Origin of the sequence: Marmoricola sp. RAF53 (genome assembly GCF_052114005.1) — a bacterium.
Lineage (GTDB): Bacteria > Actinomycetota > Actinomycetes > Propionibacteriales > Nocardioidaceae > Marmoricola.
Genome location: NZ_JBFRDX010000007.1, coordinates 232333 through 250324 on the forward strand (window position 1 = coordinate 232333; position 17992 = coordinate 250324).

Below are 17992 nucleotides of genomic sequence, written 5' to 3' on the forward strand. Positions count from 1 at the left end.
CGGGGAGCGAGGGGACGCACATGACCCACGAGCTGCTGCCGGCCGCACCCCGCGCCGCGCAGCCCGCGCAGCCCCCGCTGCCCGCGCTGCCCGCGCAGGCCCGCTGGACGAAGCGCATCTCCCTCGGCACCCGGACCCGCAACGCCCGGGCGGCGGCGGGAATGAGCAGGACCGACCTGGCCGACGGCCTGACCTCGGTCGCCTACCTCTCCCGGATCGAGGCCGATGAGCGTCGACCCGGCCCCGTGCTCCTCGCGCAGCTCGCCGGTCGTCTCGGCGTCGACCCCGCCGACCTGGTCGGCACCGCACCCCGCGGCGGGGACGGCCTCCGGCGCGAGCTGACCCACGCCGACCTGCTCCTGGCCTCCGGGCACCTCGCGGGCGCCCAGCAGGTCAGCGCGGACCTCGCCGAGGTCGCCACCGCCGTCGGGAGCACCGAGGTGGCGAGCGCCGCCCGGGTGGTGGGAGCACGAGCGCTCACCGCGCGCGGTGAGTGCACCGCCGCGCTCCGGGCGCTCCGCCCGCTCCGCGCCGGCACGGCCGGCCTGCTCGCCCAGGTGGCCGCCGCCCGCGCCCACCTGGAGCTCGCCCAGTTCCACGACGCGATCCTGGTCGGGCACCGGGTCACGGACCAGATCGGCGGCGCCGCCCGGCTCTCGCTCCCGGAGACCGCCGACCTGGCCGTCACCGTCTGCGCCGCCTACCAGGCGATCGGGCGCCCGCAGGCCGCCGACCGGGCGGCCCGCCTGGCCCTGCGGCACCTCGCCGACCGGTGCGACGGAACCAGCCTCGACCCCCAGGCCACCGGCGCGGCCCCGGTCCCCTTCGGCTCGTTCGACCAGGTGGTGCGGCGTACGGAGCACGCCGTCGCCACCCTGCAGCTCAACCAGCTCCGGGCCGACGTCGCCGAGCTGCGGGAGTCGGTGTGCGATCTCCCCGACTGGCAGGTCTCCGAGGGAAAGGACGCCGGACATGCGTGAGCAGGACGGACCCGACGGCGTCGACACCGAGCTCGCCGCCGCAAGTCGTTCGATCGACCCCGCGCTCCTCGGCGAGCGCCTCCGGAACCTCCGCGTCGCGGCGGGGATGACCCAGGGCGCCCTCGCCGGCGGCGACGCGTCGGTCGCCTACATCTCCCGGATCGAGGCAGGCACGCGGCGCCCCGACCTCGGCCTCCTGGTCACCCTGGCGAAGCGCCTCGGCGTCTCCCTGGAGGAGGTCCTCCTCGGGGTCAGCCGGGACCGGCGCGCCGAGCTCCGGCTGGCCCTCGACTACGCCGACCTGGCCCTGCGCTCGGGCAACGCGGCCGACGCGCTGGCAGGGGCGACCGACGTCCACGAGGCGGCCGCGGAGACCTCGGACCACGAGCTGGTCCGCGAGTCGGCGCTGGTCACCGCGCTCGCGCTCGAGAGTCTCGGGCACCTCGACGACGCGATCATCGACCTCGAACGGCTCCTGGAGGGAGAGGAGCCGTCGGCCCGGTGGACCCGCGCCGCGATCGCGCTGACCCGCTGCTACCGCGAGTCCGGCGACCTGGTGCGCGCGACGGAGGCCGGCGAGCAGGCGACGGCGCGGCTGCGTGCACTCGGCCTGGACGGCTCGGACGAGGCGGTCCAGCTCGCGGTCACGCTGGCGTCGGTCTACTTCGAGCGGGGCGACACCCGGCACGCCGTCCGGCTGTGCCGGACCGCGATCGGCCGGGCCGAGGAGCTGGGCTCGGCGAAGGCCAAGGCGTCGGCGTACTGGAACGCCTCGATCATGGAGTCCGAGCAGGGCCGGGTCGAGGCCGCGATCCCGCTCGCGCGCCGCGCGCTCGCGCTGCTGGAGAGCGACGACGACAACCGCAACCTGGCGCGGCTGCACTCGCAGCTCGGCATGTTCCTGATCTCCAGCGAGCCGCCGGACGCGGCCGGCGCGAAGGAGAGCCTCGAGCGCGCGGCCACCGCGCTGGAGTGGTCCTCCGCCACGGCGGTCGAGCGGAGCTACAACACCGTCGCGCTGGCGCGGTCGGTGCTGCTGCTCGGCGACCCCGATGCCGCCGACCGGCTGCTGGAGGAGGCGTCGGCCGCGGCCGGCTCAGCGCCGTTGCTCGCCGCCGACTGCGCACTGCTGCGCGGTCAGATCCGCGGGGTGCGCGGCGACGGCGAAGGTGCCCGGGCCGCGTACCTGGACGCGGTGCAGATCCTGACCGGCATCGGAGCGGACCGGAGCGCCGCCCAGATGTGGTTCGACCTGGGCACGCTGCTGGACCAGCTCGGCGAGGCCGCGGCCGCCGTCACGGCCTTCCGCAGCGCGGCAGCCTCGACCGGGCTCGCGGTTCCGCGGACCGTGATCGGCACGGTCGGCACGGTCGGTACGCCGACCGCCTGACCGGCGCTGAGCCGGTCGCTCAGCAGCACCACTGCTTGGTCAGCTGCGGCCCGGTCGGCACAGCGGCGTGCGCCGTCGTTCCCGCACCCACGGTCGCGGTCGCCACGACCGCCGCGACGAAACCCATCCGGATCACGGTCTTCTTCATGGTGCTCACCTCTCGGTCCAGGACTGCCTGTCCGGGCAGATTTGACAGGTAGAGGTAATCTGAGTCAAAACCGTTTGTCCGGGTTTCCGTCGAACCGTCGCAGCCGCACGGTCGGCCCCTCCCGCACGCCTGGGCGGAAGGGCGAAACCACGCCTGGTGGGCGAGGTGGACTAGACAGCCGGGGCATCAGCAGGTCACGCCGACCGGGTCCGCATCCGGCGCAGCTGTCGCCGAGCGTCCGGATCCAGGCCGCCCCAGACGCCCTCCTCGGCTCCGGTGCGGAGCGCGAATTCCAGGCACGGCGCCTGCACCGGGCACCGTCGGCAGACCGCACGCGCCTCGGCCAGCTGCTCAGCCGCGCGCGCCGTCCTGCTGACCGGGAAGAACAGCTCGGGATCCTCCTCGAGGCACGCCGCCTCGGCGTCCCACGCCTGACCGGCGGCCATCCACCTCACCCGGTGTTCCGCAGACCGGCGGCGACGCCGTTGACGGTGAGCAGGAGCGCCCTGTCCAGCTCCGGCGAGGACACGCCAGCGCGTGCCCGCCGGAGCAGGTCGACCTGCAGGTAGGAGATCGGGTCGAGATAGTGGTCCCGCACCTCCAGGGTCCGCCGGAGCAGCGGCTCGCTGCCGAGCAGAGTGCTCTCCCCGGTGAGCCGGAGGACCTCCCGCACGGTGAGCTCGTACTCGTCCCGGATCAGCGCGAAGAGGTGCCGCAGGCTCTCGGGCACCAGGGTTTCGACGTAGTGCGCCGCGATCTCCAGGTCGGTCTTCGCCAGGGTCATCTCGACGTTCGCGACGAAGGTCCGGAAGAACCCCCACTCGCGGTACATGCGGTCGAGGACCTCAGCGCTCCCGGCGTCCCGGGCCGCTCGCAGCCCGGTGCCCACGCCGAACCACCCGGGCACGATCTGCCGCGACTGCGTCCACCCGAACACCCACGGGATCGCTCGCAGACCGTCGAGTCCGGCGCGGCTCGACGGTCGCTTCGAGGGACGGGAACCGAGGTTGAGGGAGCCGAGCAGGTCGACCGGCGTGGAGAGGCAGAAGTACTCGGGCAGGCCCGGGTCCTCGACCAGGGCGCGGTACCGCCGGTACGCGGCGTCGCTGACCAGGTCCATGCACCGGTCCCAGTCGCGCAGCGTCTGCGCACCGCTCCTCGGTCCGCGGTGCAGCACGGTCGCCTCGACCACCGCCGCCAGCGCGAGGTCGAGGTTCTCGCGGGCCAGGTCCGGCAGGGTGTACTTGTCGCTGATCACCTCGCCCTGCTCGGTCACCTTGATGTCGCCGTCGACGGTCCCGGGAGGCTGGGCCAGGATCGATTCGTACGTCGGCCCGCCACCCCGGCCGACCGTGCCACCGCGGCCGTGGAACAGCCGCAGGTGCACCCCGTGCCGGCGTGCCACCGCGCAGAGCGCTCGCTGGGCGCGGTGGATCTCCCACTGCGAGGTCGCGATCCCGGCCTGCTTGTTGGAGTCCGAGTACCCGAGCATCACCTCCTGCTCGTCCCCGCGCAGCCGCACCAGCGCCCGGTACGACGGGTCGCGCAGCAGCGCGTCCAGGATTCCGTCTGCCCGCCGGAGCTCGTCGATCGTCTCGATCAGCGGCACGAACCCGATGTCCGCGAACGGCTGGTCCTCCTCGGAGTCGCCCCTGCAGGCCAGGTCGAGCAACCCGGCCTCGCGGGCAAGGACCACGGCGGCGAGGACGTCGTCCGGCCCCTGCGTCATCGAGATGATGTAGCTCTCCACGACCTCGGGACCGTAGGTGTCGATCGCCTGCCGGATCGCTGTGAACACGTCGGTCGTCCTGGTGCCGCGCTCGTCGAGCCGGGCACTGACCGTCGCCAACGGACGGCGCGAGACCAGCTCGCGACTGAGCAGCTCCCGGCGGCCCTCGGCCGCCAGACCGGCGTAGTGGCCGTCCGTCCCCTCGACCCGGTCGACGAGCTGGCCGAGCGCGTGGTGGTGCTCCTGCGCGTGCTCGCGGACGTCGAGGGTGGCCAGGTGCAGACCGACGGCCGCGACGGTCCTGCGGGCGCGGGCCAGCACGCCGTCCGCGATCAGCCGGCCGCCGTGCGCCCGGAGCGATCCGTCGACGACGGCCAGGTCGGCGAGCAGCCCGTCGATGTCCCGGTAGTCCTGCCCCGGCACGTGCGGAGCACCGGACTCGACGCGGCCCCGGGTGTTGAGGAGCTTCGCCAGCACGCAGGCGAGCTTGAGGCGGTAGGGCTCGTCGGCATCCAGGAGGAGCAGTCGCGGTTCGACGTCCACGCACTCCAGGTCGGCCTCGATCGACGCGATCAGGCCGGCGGAGGCGCCGACGACGTTGGTCGAGGAGGACAAGGTCGTGGAGAGGTCCTCGAGGACCCCGGAGAGGATCCCGACCGCCGCCCGGTGCTGGAGGCGCAGGACGTCCCGGGTGACCGCCGCCGTCACGAAGGGGTTGCCGTCGCGGTCGCCGCCGATCCAGGTGCCGAACCGCAGCGGCCTCGAGACGTCTCCGGCGCGGACACCGACCTCGTCCAGCTCGTGGTGCAGGTCGTCCAGCAGGGCCGGGAGGACGCGGCCGCCGAGCTCGGCGAGGTAGAACACCGCGTTCCGCGCCTCGTCGTACGGCGTGGGCCGGTGGGCGCGGAGCTCGTCGGTCTGCCAGAGCAGGTCGATCGTCTCGGCCAGCGCCCGGTCCTGCCGCCGCCGCTCCGGCGAGCCCGGCTCGGTGGGCACGGCGAGCACCTCGGCCACCTGCTTGAGCTGGAGCAGGACGGTCCGCCGGCTGGCCTCGGTCGGGTGCGCGGTGAACACCGGGCGGACCTCGACCCGGTCGAACGCGGCCGACACCCCGGCCGGACCGGCGACCTCGTCGACGCGCCGGATCGCCCGGCGCAGCCAGACCGGGCGCTGCGGCTCGGCGCGGAGCCCGCGCACGCGGTGCACCTGCTCGGCCACGTTGGCGAGGTGGAAGTAGGTGGTGAAGGAGCGGGCGAGCAGGGTGGCCGACTCCGGCGAGACCTCCGCGAGCGCACCCGCCAGGGCATCGCGGTCGTGGCCGGGCTCGCGATCCTCACCGCCGCCGCGCGGGACCCGGCGCACCTGCTCGACGAGAGCGAGCCGGTCGTCGCCCTCCTGCCGGGCCAGGCTCTGCCCGAGCAGCCCGGTGACCCGGCGGATGTCGTCGCGGAGATCCTGGTCGCCGACGCTCGCGGACGCGCTCATCGGGCGCCCGCAGGTGTCGCGGCGGGCTCCAGGATGGCGCCCGGGTGCTGGACCACCTGCTCGGCCAGCCGGTGACCGGAACGGGCTGCCTCCCGCGGTCCCTGACCGGCCAGTCGGGCCGCGAGGTAGGCGCCGTTGAAGCTGTCCCCGGCCGCGGTGGTGTCCACCGCGGCGACCGGGCGGGCGGCCTCGTGGGCAAGGGCGCCGCCGTCGTGGACCCAGGCCCCGCGGGGCCCGTCCTTGACCACGATCTCGGCCACGCCCTGGCGTGCCAGTGCCGCGACGTGGGCGGCGATGTCGGCTGCTCCGGTCCGCAGCCGCTCGTCCTCCCAGCTGACGAGTGCGACGTCGGTGACCGCGAGGACCTGGTCCATCGCGGCGCGTCCGGTGTCCACGTCCGGCCAGCCGCTCGGCCGGAAGTTGGTGTCGAAGGCCACGCGCGTCCCCGTCCGGCGGAGCTCGTCGAGGCGCCCGACCAGGGCGTCCCTGACTCCCGCGGTCATCAGCTGGAGGGTGATGCCCGAGAGGTAGACGACGGATCCGCGCACGGCGTCGATCCACCCGCGACCGGAGAACAGCACCGCGGCGGCCGAGTCGCTGCGCCAGTAGGAGAAGGAGCGCTCGCCGTCGTCGTCGGTGCGGATCATGTACAGCCCCGGGGTCGCGCCGTTGATCACCACCGCGTCGTCCTCGATGCCCTCGCCGTGCCAGCACGCCCGCATCCGGGTCGACTCGTCGTCGTCACCGACGCCGGTCAGGTAGCGCACCTCGACGGGGACACCGAGCTCGGACGCCGTACGGCGCAGGTACACCGCGGTGTTGTAGGTGTCGCCGGAGTACGAGATCCGGACCTTGCCGTCGTGCCGGACGATCTCGACCATGCACTCGCCGACGGCCTGCACGGTCACGGCAGGCCGGCGCGCCCCGGTCACGTCCGCACCGGGGCCACGCAGGCGGCGACCGCCCGGGTGACCGCGTCCCAGTCCCCGGCCTCGCGAGCGGCGCGCGGAAGCATCCAGCTGCCGCCCACCGCGAGGACCTGCGGGTGCGCCAGGTAGCCCGTCGCGCCCTCCTGGGTGATCCCTCCGGTCGGCAGGAAGCAGACGTCCGGAAAGACCTCGGCCAGCGCCCGGAGCGCGGCGATACCGCCGTTGGCCTCCGCCGGGAAGAACTTCACCGTGTCGAAGCCGGCCTCGACGGCGTACTGCACCTCGGTCGCGGTCGCCGTTCCCGGGACGAACGGGAGTCCGCAGGCGAGTGCGGCGTCCGCCAGCGCGTCCGTCAGGCACGGGCTCACCGCGAACACCGCTCCGGCCTCCTGGGCCGCCTGGAGCTGCTCCGGCGTGCGGACCGTGCCGACGCCGACCACGAGCCCGTCGATCCGGGCCATCGCGGCGACGCCCTCGAGCGCGTCCCGGGTCCGGAGCGTCACCTCGACGACGGGAAGCCCGCCGGCGAGCAGCGCCCGGCCGAGGTTCTCGGCCTCGACCGGTGAGCGCAACGTGCAGACCGGGACGACTCGGTGGCCTGCGAAGACGTTCAGCACGGGGACCCCGCGAACACCGAGACCGGCACGCCGGTGACGCCGAGGCCGCGGACCAGGAACACCGAGCCGTCGGCCGCCTCGGCGTCCTGCGTCAGCCCCTCGGTGGCGCTGGTCACGACCAGGTCGGAAAGACCTGGTCCCACGAACGCGCACGACGAGGTCTGCGCGACCGGCATCGGGACGCGCCGGACCACCTCGCCGTCCGGCGAGACGCGCAGCACGGCCGCGCCGGCCCACATCGCGATCCAGACGAAGCCCTCGCTGTCCACCGCGAGACCGTCGGGGTAGCCGTCCCGCTCCAGGTCGAAGGTGGCGACGACCCGGCGCTCGCCGACCGCGCCGGAGTCGAGGTCGAACGGGTACGCGTAGAGCGTCAGGTCCTGGGTGTCGATCAGGTACAGCGTGTCCGCGTCCGGGCTCCAGCCGAGGCCGTTGGGCTGGGTCAGCCCCTCGACGACCGTGGTCACCGTCCAGTCGGCGTCCAGCCGGTGCAGCGCGCCGGCGCCGCGGGCGAAGTCCTCCGCGCAGCTGCCGGCCCAGAACCGGCCGCGGGGGTCGCACTTGGCGTCGTTCATCCGGATCCCCGCCGGAAGGAAGGGGCGCACGTCCTCGAGCCGGCCGTCGACGACCGTCGCGAAGCCCTCGCGGGTCGCGGCGACGTGGCCCCCGGCCGCCATCGGCACGGCGGCGCCGACCCAGGTCGGGACGGCGACGGTCGTGGTCGCCCCCGTGGACAGGTCGCTGACGTGCACCTCGCCGGCAAGGATGTCGACCCAGTGCAGCAGGCCGCCGTGCCAGACGGGGCCCTCGCCGACGCGGCTCCGGGCCGGGACGACGACGCGGACGTCGATCTCGTCAGCCATCGTTCACTCCTTCTCGGGAAGCGCAGCGGCGATGCGGGCGAGCAGCCCGCCGTCGACCCGGATGTCGGCTCCGGTGACGAAACTCGAGCGCGGTCCGGAGAGGAAGGCGATCACCTCGCCGACCTCGTCGATCGTCGCCACCCGGCCCAGCGCGTGCGCCGTCCCCCAGTTCGCGATCACCCGCTCGACGCCCTCGGGGGTGCCGTCGCTCCACTCGGCGGCGGAGTGCCGGAGCATCGGCGTGTCCACCGATCCCGGGCTCACCGTGTTCACCCGGACGCCGTACGCCGCCTCGTCGATCGCCATCGCCCGGCCCATCGCGTGCAGCGCGCCCTTGCTGGCGGTGTACGCGACCACGTTCGCCTGGGACGCGGTCCCCTGCACCGAGGCGACCAGGATCACGCTTCCGCCGGGGCTCCGGCGGATGTGCGGCAGGGCCGCGTGCGTCGCCAGGTAGACACCCTTGGCGTTGACGCCGAAGACCTCGTCCCAGGTCTCCTCGGTGGTGCTGACCGCGTCTCCGTAGCGCTGGATCCCGGCCGAGGTGACCAGGACGTCGAGCCGGCCGAACTCCGCGACGGCGGCCTCGACCGCTGCCTGCGACGTCTTCGCCTCGTCGATCGGACCGGCGACGGCGAGGGCGCGACCGCCCTGGGCGGTGATGCGCCCGGCGACGTCCTCCGCCTGGGCCAGGTCGAGTCCGTGGACCACCACCGCGGCACCCTGGCGGGCCAGCGCCAGCGCGGCGCCCTCGCCGATGCCGCTGGACCCACCGGTGACCAGGGCCACGCGGCCGTCGAGATCTCTGCTCATCATGAGTCCTTCGTGTCGAGGAGGGAGAGGGTCACGGGGAGGCGGACCGAGCCGCCCCCCGGGAGCGTCAGCGCGGACCGCCGGTCCGGCCCGCTGGTCGGCGTGCTCGCTGGCTCGATCGCCACCGCCCGGGCCCTCCGGTACCAGGGGAACCCCTCGCTGTGGCCGAGCTCCTGCCAGAACCAGGCGTACGGGAGGTGGGTCGGGTCCCAGGCGATCCGGACCCCGAACCCGAGGTCGTGGTTGGTGACGGTGGCCCAGGCGGTGCCGTCGAAGCCGGAGAGCCACCCGAACGCGACGTGCCGCTGCGTGGTCGGCACGACCCGGAGGTCGACGCCCGCGTCGGTCCCCGGCCACGCCGTCACCGAGCCGGCCCCGGTCGGACCGTCCGGGGTCCCGGGGTCGGCCGAGTAGGTGCGAGCGCCGGTGTCGATGCTGACGGTGCCGTCCAGGAACGCGCCGCCGAAGGCCGGGTGCGACACGTAGTCGATCTCCAGCCCGACGTCGCTGGTGTTGGTCAGCACGTCCTCGACCAGCACGCCTCCGTCCTCGACGCGGACCAGCCGGTCGACGATCACCGGCACCGAGAACAGCGCCAGCCGGAGCCGGGCCTCGCGCTCGTCCGCGGCGACCACCTCCCACTCGGCGAGGACGGCCTCACCGTGGAACCCGAGCGGGGCGCCGTGCACGACCCGGGGCGGGCCGGCGTTCGGGCAGAGCGTGTTCCAGCCCCCGCGGTAGCGCTCGAGGTACGCCGCGACGGGGTCCGCGGTCGTACCCGGCCGGCCGGCCCGGACGGCGTCCGCGTGCTCGCGCCACGGCGTGGAGAACAGCACGTCCAGGCCCGAGGGCCGGTGCCGCAGGGTGAGGACGTCGGCACCCTGGCCCGGGTCGAGGACCACTTCGACCAGGTCGTCCCGCAGGACCAGGTGCTCCGGTGTCATCCGGCACTCTCCTTCCACGTCGACGACCAGCATCCCGCTCACCGGCGCGCGACGGAACGGATCGGGAACGGGGCCAGCGGCAGGCCGCCGAGCTCGTCGTCGATCCGGATCAGCTCGTTCCACTTCGCGGTGCGCTCGCTGCGGGTGATCGACCCGACCTTGAGCACGTCGGCGTCCCAGCCGACGGCGAGGTGCGCGACCGAGACGTCCTCGGTCTCGCCGGAGCGGGCGGACACGATCGTCGACCAGCCGGCCGCACGCGCGGCCTGGTGCGCCCGGGCGGTCCGGGTCACCGTGCCCGCCTGGTTCACCTTGATCAGGGCGGTGTTGCACGCGCCGGTCGCGGCGGCGGCCTCGATCCGGGCGGGGTCGGTGACCAGGAAGTCGTCACCGACGACGAGAGCGCGGTCGCCGACCGCGTCGGTGAAGGCGCGCATCGACTCCGGGTCGTGCTCGCCGGCGGGGTCCTCGACCGCGACCACCGGGTAATCCGCCAGCCAACGCTCGACCACGGCCCGCCAGGCGTCCCGGTCCAGGACCCGGTCCTCGGACGCGAGGTGGTAGCGGCCGTCGCGCTCGAACTCGCTCGCCGCGATGTCCAGGGAGATCGCCACGTCGACGCCCGGGACGAGGCCGGTGCGTCCGATGCCGTCGGTGAGGATCGCCAGCGCCTCCTCGTTCCGCGCGACCGCCGGCCAGAAGCCGCCCTCGTCGGCGACGCCGAGCGCGGGTCCGCGCTCGGCGAAGATCCGGCCGACGCTGAGGTAGACCTCGGCGACGTGCTCGAGGGCTTCGTCGATGCGGGTCGCCGACAGCGGGACCACCATGAAGTCCTGCAGGTCGACCCGGCGGGCCGCGTGCGCCCCACCGCCGATCACCTGCACCTGCGGCCGCGGGATCCGCGTCGGCCGCGGATTGAGGTAGCGCCAGGTCGACAGCCCGGCGGAGGCCGCCGCCGCGTGCAGGACCGCCAGCGACACCGCCACGGTCGCGTTGCCGCCCAGGTCGCTGCGCGTGGGCGACGGGTCCAGGGCGTCGAGGACCGCGTCGATCCCGGGCTGGTCACCGACGGGATGACCGAGCAGGGCCGGCGCGATCCGCTCGGTCACGTTCGCCACGGCACGTCGTACGTCGAGACCGCCGAGGCGGGCGCCACCGTCGCGGAGGTCGGTCGCCTCGCCGGAGCCGCGGGAAGCCCCGGCGGGCGCGATCGCCCGGCCCCGGTGCCCGAGGCGGGTCGACACCTCGACCTCGACGGTCGGGCGGCCGCGGGAGTCCCAGACCCTGCGGGCGTGGACGGCGGTGACGACGTCGGTCATGCGAGGGCGACCTTCCAAGCGGCGGTGAGCTCGAAGAGCTGCTCGACGGGGGTGCGGATACGGCGGCGGCTGAACGCCCGGACGACCTCGGTCGCGGGCTGGTCGAGGTACTCGACCGGGGACCGCCCGTCGACCCGGGCGAGCAGCAGGAGCGGGAGCAGCCGGACCACCCGCGCCTCCAGGGCTGCGCGGGCGTCGGTGTCGACGTGGTCGAGGTACCCGGCGAGGAGCAGGTGCGCCGCGTCGACCAGGGCGTCGCGCGGGGCTCCCGGGAGGAGCGACTTGAGCAGCAGGTGGTTGAGGCAGAACGCCACGTCGAACGCCGGATCGCCCCAGCGCGCGGTCTCCGCGTCCAGGATCACCGGCCCATCGGGCCCGACCAGGATGTTCTTCGGGCTGGCGTCGCCGTGGACCAGGGCGGTGCGCACGGTCAGGGTCTCGTCGATGAGCGCGTCGATCGCGTCCGCGAGCTCCGGGTGACGCCGCACCAGCGTCCGGAAGTACGGCTCGATCCGGAGCGCCTCGAACAGGTCGTCGGTGGCGAACCTCTCGGCGATCTCCGGGCGCTGGGAGGTGACCCGGTGGACCGCGCCGAGCCGGGCCCCCACGCTGGCGGCGAACGCCAGGTCGACCTCACCGCGGAGCAGGTCGTCCTTCCACACCCGGTGCCGCGCGGGGTCGAGGTAGGACAGCGCCAGCAGGTGTCGGCTGCCGTCGTAGGCGAGGACCTCGGGGCAGGCCCCTGGGACCAGCCGTCCGACGGTGTGCAGCCAGTCCGCCTCCGTGGCGCTGCGGCTGAGGGGGGCACGCCACCCGCCGGAGACGCGCAGCTCCTCGAGCGGGGTCTTCACCACGGCGTGCCGGCGGTCGTCGTGGACGTGCCAGATCTGCGACGAGACCCCGCCGGACAGGGGTTCGGCGACCAGCGCCGCGCCTTCGGGGAACAACCCGTAGCGGGTGAGGAACTCGAGCACCTCCGCGGGTGCGCTCATCGGACCTGCCTTCCCGTCAGCCGAGGATCGCCGCGGCGTCGAACGCCCGTTCCGGCCGGCGGGCGACGTGCTGCATCCGGCCGGCGAGGGCGACCGTGGTCACGACCTCGTCGCCGGGTGCCAGGAACCGCGGCGGGTCGAAGCCGAGACCGACGCCCGACGGGGTGCCGGTGAGGATCACGTCCCCCGGGCGGAGGGTGACGATGTGGGAGAGGTACGAGACGACCTGCGGGACGGTGAAGATGAGGTCCGCCGTGGTGCTCTTCTGCAGCAGCTCGCCGTTGATCCGGCACTCCAGCTCGATCGCGTCGCGGTCGTCGTACTCGTCGGGCGTGACCAGGTAGGGGCCGAGCGGGGTGAAGCCCTCGAACGACTTGCCGAGGTTGAACTGCGGCTTGGCACCGCCGGCGAGCTGGACGTCGCGCGCGGAGAAGTCCTGCGCCGCGGTGATCCCCGCGACGTGGTCCCAGGCCTCCGCCCGGGTGACCCGGCGGGCCTCGCGGCCGATCACCAGCGCCACCTCGACCTCCCAGTCGACCTGGTCGGTCGGCAGCTCGAGGTCGCCGACCGGGCCGGTGATCGAGCTCGGGAACTTGGTGAAGACGAGCGGCACCTCGGGGATCGGCAACCCGGCCTCCTCGGCGTGCAGCCGGTAGTTGAGCCCGACCGCGAGGACCTGGCCCGGCCGGGGCACGACCGCGTCCAGGTCGGCGACGTCGACCGGCCCGCTGGTCGCGGCGGTGTCGGCACCGGCGGCCCAGGACGCGAACGAGACCCAGTCCGCGAGGACGGACTGGATGTCGGGTCCGAACCGCCCCGCGCTCGCCGCGGCGATGTCGAGGACGCCGTCCGGGACGACCAGGACGGCGCGTCCTCGGTGGTTGGCCAGCTTCATCGTTCCGTGTTCCTTTCAGCCTGCGGTGATGCCGCCGTCGATGACGAGGTCGATCCCGGTCACGAACGCCGCGGCGTCGCTGGCCAGGTAGATCGCGGCGGCGGCGATCTCCTCCGGGGAGCCGAGCCGGCCCATCGGCTGCCGGCCGACGAGCTGCTCGCGGCGGGCCGCGGGGTTCTCGGCCTCGGCGAGCAGCCGGCTCACCCACGGTGAGTCCACGGTGCCCGGGCAGACCGAGTTGCAGCGGATGCCGGCGGACGCCCACTGCACCGCGATCTGCTTGGTCAGCGCGATCACGGCACCCTTGCTGGCGCAGTACGCCGCCCGGTCGGGCAGCCCGATGAGCCCGGCCGCGGAGGCCGTGTTCACGATGACCCCGTGCCCGCGCTCGAGCATCGAGGGCAGCAGGTGCTTGCACATCAGGAAGGTGCCGCGCACGTTGACGTCGAAGACGCGGTCCCACTCCTCCGGCTCGCAGTCGACGACATTCTTGGTCGAGCCGATGCCGGCGTTGTTGAACAGGGTGTCGACCGGCCCGCGCGCGGCGACGGAGGCGAGCGCGTCGCGGATCTGCGCCTCGTCGCTGACGTCCACGGCCACCCGGGTGGCCGCGTCGGGGACGTTCCCGGGCGCGAGGTCGAGCGCGATCACGTCGGCGCCGCGCGCCAGCAGGTCGGTGACGATGGCGAGTCCGATCCCCGAACCCGCACCGGTCACGACCGCGCGTCGTCCGGCGAAGCTGCCGGTCAGCGCGGGCTGGATCTGGGGTGCCACCGTCATGGTGCGACCTTTCCGGTTCGTCAAGCAGATGCACTATCTAGTGCAACAGCGTTGCATCCTATGCTGATAGTGAAGTGGGTCACCCCGGGGCATGTCAAGTATCTAGTGCAACAAAGTTCCATCTGATGAATCTCTATGGCAGACTGATAGTTCAGCGATCAACTGCGTGATGACCGTGCTAGGAATGGGAGCCATGCCCGCCAACAACGAAGGTCAGCGAGGCACCACCCGCACGTTGCTGCGCGGGCTGACGCTGCTGGAGATGATCAGCGAGGCCCGCGAGGGCGCCACCGTGACCGAGCTCGCCGCCGGCTCCGACCTGGACAAGGGCACCGTCTCCCGGCTGCTGAGCACGCTCCGGGACGCCGGCTGGGCCTACCAGTCCGAGGACCGGCGCTACCGGCTCGCCGGCAAGGCCCTGGCGCTGTCGCACGACTACACCAACAGGGTCGACCTGCGCGCACTCGCGATGCCGCTCCTCTCCGAGCTCCGCGACGAGTGGAACGAGACCGTGCACCTCGGCGTGATCGAGGGCAACGAGGTCGTCTACGTCGAGCGGCTCGCTCCCACCGCCTCGGTCCAGGTCGTCTCGATCGTCGGCCAGCGGATGCCGATCGCCAGCACCGCGATGGGCCGGGCCTTCCTCTCCGCCCTCCCGGCGGAGGAGCGCGAACGACGGGCCAAGGAGCAGGAGCTCGTCGCCCGCACCGAGCGCAGCATCACCGACCCGGCCGACTTCCTCGCCGAGGTGATCACCAGCGCGGAGCGCGGCTACGCCGTCGACCGCGAGGAGAACGACGTCGAGACCACCTGCGTCGGGTCGGCCGTCACCGACGTCAGCGGCCGCCCGATCGCCACCATCAGCGTTTCCGGGCCGTCGTACCGGATGAATCCGCAGGTCGAGAAGGTCGGGCACTCCTGCGCCGAGGCCGCTGCCTCGATCAGCGCCGCCCTCGGCGACGCCAGCAAGCAGTAGCGAACGGTGACCCGGGCGGGTCGCTCCACCCGTCAGCCGAGAGCGACCCACCCGGGCCCTCACCCCAGGCGGGGGTCCTGGGGGGTCGCGGTGGCGTGGGGGTCCGCCCACCGCGAGTTCGGGACCAGGGGGAACCAGCCGGGTCGTCCGGGATCCCGGTCGTAGGGATAGCCGCCGAGACGCCGGTACTCCTCGGCGTACTCGGCGACCTTGTCGCGATCGAGCTCGACGCCGAGCCCGGGGCCGTCCGGGACCGCGATCGTGCCGTCGGCGTACGTCATCGGGCCGCCGACGACGATGTCGTCGCGGAGCTGGTGGTAGTGCGCGTCCGCGGTGTAGGTCAGGTTCGGCAGCACGGCGCCGAGGTGCAGCATCGTGGCGAGCTGGATCCCGAGCTCGCCGGAGCTGTGCACGGCGATCGGGAGCTGGAAGGTCTCGCAGACCCCGGCGGCCTTCACGCACGGTCGGATGCCGCCCCAGAACGTCGTGTCGAGCAGGATCACGTCGACCGCCCGGTTCAGCACGTTCGACGCGAGCTGCTCGAAGTCGACCACGACCTGGTTGGTCGCCAGCAGCAGACCCGGTCGGCGCACCTGGCGCATGCCCTCCAGCCCCCAGGTGGGGTCCTCGAGGAAGTCGTTGCGCACCTCGCGGATGCGGTCGGCCACCCGGATGCTCTCGATCACGCTCAGCGCGCCGTTCGGGTCGTAGCGGAACGAGTCGCCGGGGAACGCCTCCGCGAGCGCGAGGTAGCAGTCGATCTCGTAGTCGGGACCGAACACCCCTCCCTTGAGCTTGTGCGAGGTGAAGCCGTGCTTCTCCTTGAGAGCCCGTGCCTGGGCGACGAGCTGGTCCGGGGTGCGGACCTCGCCCTCGCCGGTGGCCGCGTCGGCGTACCGGTAGAAGAGGTAGCTCGCGAAGCCGACCCGGTCGCGCACCCGGCCGCCGAGCAGGTCGTGCACCGGCACACCCAGGCGCTTGCCGATCAGGTCGAGGCAGGCGAACTCCAGCGCCGCGTGCACCTGGGTCCGGTTGTTGTAGAGGCTCGCGGTCGGGTTGCAGATCGCGAAGCGGAGCTCCTCGAGCCGGAACGGGCTCCGTCCCTGCAGGTGCGGCAGCAGCCCGCGGATGGTCGCCTCCGCGCTCTCTCCTCCGCCACCGAGCTCACCGAGCCCGACGAGACCGTCGGCCGTCTCGACCTCGACGACCGTCCGGACGAAGCGGCCCCAGTGCGCGCCGACGGCGTGCCGCAGCGGCGCCTCGAGCGGCACGCTCACCGTCGTGGCGCGGACGTCGACGATGGTGAAGTCACGCATCGGGCCGCCGGCGGCGGCCTCGTCGAGGAAGCTCACGACCCGCTGCCTCCGGCAGCAGGGTGGCAGCCGTACGCGCTCTGGTGCAGACCGCGGATGTAGCCGAGGGCGAACAGTCGTCCCAAGGTCTCGTAGCCGGGACGCTCGTTCGACTCGCCGGCCATCGTCGGCACGTGGTCCGGGCGCATCGGCCCGGCGAACCCGACCTCGGCATAGGCGCGCATGCACTCGGGGAGGTCGGTCTGCCCCTCGTCGTGGAAGGTCTCGCGGAAGTCGTCGAAGGTGCCGATCACGTCGCGGAAGTGCACGAACGCGATGTGGTCGCGGCCGAGCTCGCGGATCAGCGCCGGCAGGTCGGTCGCGCCACCGGTGACGTCCTCCATCAGCGCCCAGTTGCCCTGGCAGAAGGTGATCCCGTTGCTGGGCGAGGGGTACAGGTCCAGCAGCCGCCGGTACGCCGCCACCGAGCCCATGATCCGCGGGAGGTTCCGGTCCGTCGGGTGGCTGGGGGGCCGCGGCGGGTCGTCCGGGTGCAGGCCGAGCCGTACGCCGGCCGCCTCCGCCTCCGGGACGACCGCGTCGAGGAAGTACTTCAACGCGCCCCACATCTGGTCGGCGGTGACCTCGCCGGGCTCGACGATCGGAGGCCGCGCCTCGGAGTCCGCGAGCTTGAAGCCGGTGACCAGGGCGCCGGCGCGAGCCGGGATCGCCTTGTCGGTCCGGCCCCAGGTCGAGATCGCCATCCAGTTGTAGCAGAGCGTCGGGATCTCCAGGTCGCCCATCGCCCGGATCTGGGTGATCACCTGCTCGATCTGCTCGTCGCGACCCTCCAGGCCGAGCCGCACCTTGTCCATCGGCGCGGTGTCCTCCAGCGCGATCAGCGTGAAGCCGTGCTCCGCGAAGAGCTCCTTGTCCCGCTTGATCGCCGCGCGGCTCCAGGGCGCGTCGGCGCCGGTGGACGCGCCGAAGTCCTGGGCGCCGACCGAGCTGAACATCCGTTGGTCCTGCTCGGCGCCGTTGAGCAGGCCGACCACGTTGTCGACGCCGCACTGCCGGATCAGCGGCCACCACGGCTCCGGCCGGGGCGGGAGCATCTCGCTGAGCTTGACCATGCTGTTCTCTCTCCCTCGTTCGTCGTGCTCGTTCAGAGGACGCCGTACCGGGCGAACGCCTCGGTCGCCGACATCCCGTTCTCGATGGCGCTGCGCACCACGTTCTCCTTGCTCGCCTTCTCCAGCGCCCGCTCGACGACCTCGTCCTCGACGTCGGCCGGGATCACCAGCACGCCGTCGATGTCACCGACGACCAGGTCGCCGGGACGGATCGCGACCCCGCCGATCTCGATCGGGACGCGGAAGTCCCGCACGATCGTGCGGACGCTGGAGTCGACGGCGTACGGGCCGGTGCTGAAGACCGGGAACCCCTGGCCGAGCACCTGGACGCTGTCGCGGTGGTGGCCGTCGACGACGGCCCCGGTGGCGCCGCGCGACATCGCGGTCGCGGTGAGGATCTCGCCCCACATCGCAGCCGGCTGGGTCGCTCCCTTGGCGACGTACACCTCACCGGCGCGGAGGTCGTCGAGCGCCTCGGTCAGCAGCCCGAACGGCTTCTGCTGCGGGACGAAGACGTCGGCGACCAGCACCGGCATCGCCCGCCCGGCGATCCGCATCTCCGGGAGCATCGGCCGAATGTGCGCCGGCAGGAACTGGTGGTAGAGGCCGAGGGTGTCCAGCACGTCGCCGAGCACGGCGGTGTAGAGCTGCTCGTTGACGGTGCGGAAGCGTTCCTCGTCGTCGGTGTTCGTCACGGGGTGCCTTTG

At 73.3% G+C, this 17992-nt stretch carries 18 protein-coding genes; 3 read left to right on the forward strand and 15 right to left on the reverse strand.

Translation table 11 applies throughout. The annotated features are described in order from the left end of the window. Positions 1-20: 20 nt before the first annotated feature. Together AB4Y76_RS08870 and AB4Y76_RS08875 are read left to right on the forward strand one after the other, a co-directional pair. Positions 21-980 carry a helix-turn-helix domain-containing protein gene (locus AB4Y76_RS08870; protein ID WP_441924266.1) on the forward strand — a complete coding sequence of 320 codons (960 nt, stop codon included), beginning with the start codon at positions 21-23 and terminating at the stop codon, positions 978-980. After that, on the forward strand, positions 973-2370 hold the full coding sequence (locus AB4Y76_RS08875) for a tetratricopeptide repeat protein (protein WP_441924268.1): 1398 nt from the start codon (positions 973-975) through the stop codon (positions 2368-2370). The genes AB4Y76_RS08870 and AB4Y76_RS08875 overlap by 8 nt, the downstream gene beginning before the upstream one ends. Positions 2371-2389: 19 nt before the next feature. On the opposite strand, the gene AB4Y76_RS08880 is transcribed toward AB4Y76_RS08875, so the two are convergent. The 12 genes from AB4Y76_RS08880 to AB4Y76_RS08935 all read right to left on the reverse strand — a co-directional run bounded on the left by AB4Y76_RS08880 (position 2390) and on the right by AB4Y76_RS08935 (position 13884). Beyond that, positions 2390-2518 (reverse strand): hypothetical protein, encoded by a 129-nt coding sequence (locus AB4Y76_RS08880; protein ID WP_441924270.1) that lies wholly within the window; start codon positions 2516-2518, stop codon positions 2390-2392. Between the two features lie 194 nt (positions 2519-2712). Continuing rightward, on the reverse strand, positions 2713-2964 hold the full coding sequence (locus AB4Y76_RS08885; RefSeq protein WP_441924392.1) for a WhiB family transcriptional regulator: 252 nt from the start codon (positions 2962-2964) through the stop codon (positions 2713-2715). 5 nt (positions 2965-2969) lie between these two features. Next, the gene (gene ppc / locus AB4Y76_RS08890) at positions 2970-5732 is read right to left on the reverse strand and encodes a phosphoenolpyruvate carboxylase (RefSeq protein ID WP_441924272.1); all 2763 of its coding nucleotides are present in this window, start codon (positions 5730-5732) and stop codon (positions 2970-2972) included. Then, on the reverse strand, positions 5729-6640 hold the full coding sequence (locus AB4Y76_RS08895) for a sugar kinase (protein ID WP_441924274.1): 912 nt from the start codon (positions 6638-6640) through the stop codon (positions 5729-5731). The genes ppc and AB4Y76_RS08895 overlap by 4 nt, the downstream gene beginning before the upstream one ends. Before the next feature lie 20 nt (positions 6641-6660). Beyond that, entirely contained in the window at positions 6661-7278 is a 618-nt protein-coding gene (gene eda, locus AB4Y76_RS08900; protein ID WP_441924276.1) for a bifunctional 4-hydroxy-2-oxoglutarate aldolase/2-dehydro-3-deoxy-phosphogluconate aldolase, read from the reverse strand. Then, on the reverse strand, positions 7272-8141 hold the full coding sequence (locus AB4Y76_RS08905) for an SMP-30/gluconolactonase/LRE family protein (RefSeq protein WP_441924278.1): 870 nt from the start codon (positions 8139-8141) through the stop codon (positions 7272-7274). The genes eda and AB4Y76_RS08905 overlap by 7 nt, the downstream gene beginning before the upstream one ends. A 3-nt stretch (positions 8142-8144) precedes the next feature. Beyond that, positions 8145-8954, reverse strand: coding sequence for an SDR family NAD(P)-dependent oxidoreductase (locus AB4Y76_RS08910; RefSeq protein WP_441924280.1), 810 nt, complete (start codon positions 8952-8954; stop codon positions 8145-8147). After that, a complete protein-coding gene (locus AB4Y76_RS08915) occupies positions 8954-9898 on the reverse strand; it encodes a DUF4432 family protein (protein WP_441924282.1) in 945 nt (314 codons plus the stop codon). The genes AB4Y76_RS08910 and AB4Y76_RS08915 overlap by 1 nt, the downstream gene beginning before the upstream one ends. 38 nt (positions 9899-9936) lie before the next feature. Continuing rightward, positions 9937-11217: a phosphopyruvate hydratase gene (eno, locus tag AB4Y76_RS08920; protein ID WP_441924284.1), complete on the reverse strand. Its 1281-nt coding sequence runs from the start codon at positions 11215-11217 to the stop codon at positions 9937-9939. Further along, positions 11214-12209: a phosphotransferase gene (locus AB4Y76_RS08925; RefSeq protein ID WP_441924286.1), complete on the reverse strand. Its 996-nt coding sequence runs from the start codon at positions 12207-12209 to the stop codon at positions 11214-11216. Before AB4Y76_RS08925 ends, eno begins: the two co-directional genes overlap by 4 nt. A gap of 16 nt (positions 12210-12225) precedes the next feature. Next, positions 12226-13104, reverse strand: coding sequence for a fumarylacetoacetate hydrolase family protein (locus AB4Y76_RS08930; protein ID WP_441924288.1), 879 nt, complete (start codon positions 13102-13104; stop codon positions 12226-12228). 15 nt (positions 13105-13119) lie between these two features. Beyond that, positions 13120-13884 (reverse strand): SDR family NAD(P)-dependent oxidoreductase, encoded by a 765-nt coding sequence (locus AB4Y76_RS08935; RefSeq protein WP_441924290.1) that lies wholly within the window; start codon positions 13882-13884, stop codon positions 13120-13122. A 193-nt stretch (positions 13885-14077) separates the two neighbouring features. Here AB4Y76_RS08935 and AB4Y76_RS08940 point away from each other — a divergent pair, with 193 nt between their 5' ends. Continuing rightward, positions 14078-14860 (forward strand): IclR family transcriptional regulator, encoded by a 783-nt coding sequence (locus tag AB4Y76_RS08940; RefSeq protein WP_441924292.1) that lies wholly within the window; start codon positions 14078-14080, stop codon positions 14858-14860. A 59-nt stretch (positions 14861-14919) separates the two neighbouring features. On the opposite strand, the gene AB4Y76_RS08945 is transcribed toward AB4Y76_RS08940, so the two are convergent. Genes AB4Y76_RS08945 through AB4Y76_RS08955 form a run of 3 tightly spaced genes read right to left on the reverse strand, consistent with a single transcriptional unit; the run spans position 14920 to position 17980 of the window. Then, positions 14920-16212 (reverse strand): enolase C-terminal domain-like protein, encoded by a 1293-nt coding sequence (locus tag AB4Y76_RS08945; protein WP_441924294.1) that lies wholly within the window; start codon positions 16210-16212, stop codon positions 14920-14922. Continuing rightward, positions 16209-17285, reverse strand: a complete 1077-nt coding sequence (locus tag AB4Y76_RS08950) for a mannonate dehydratase (RefSeq protein ID WP_441924296.1) — start codon at positions 17283-17285, stop codon at positions 16209-16211. Before AB4Y76_RS08950 ends, AB4Y76_RS08945 begins: the two co-directional genes overlap by 4 nt. A gap of 32 nt (positions 17286-17317) precedes the next feature. Continuing rightward, positions 17318-17980 carry an RraA family protein gene (locus tag AB4Y76_RS08955; RefSeq protein ID WP_441924298.1) on the reverse strand — a complete coding sequence of 221 codons (663 nt, stop codon included), beginning with the start codon at positions 17978-17980 and terminating at the stop codon, positions 17318-17320. Positions 17981-17992 lie beyond the last annotated feature (12 nt).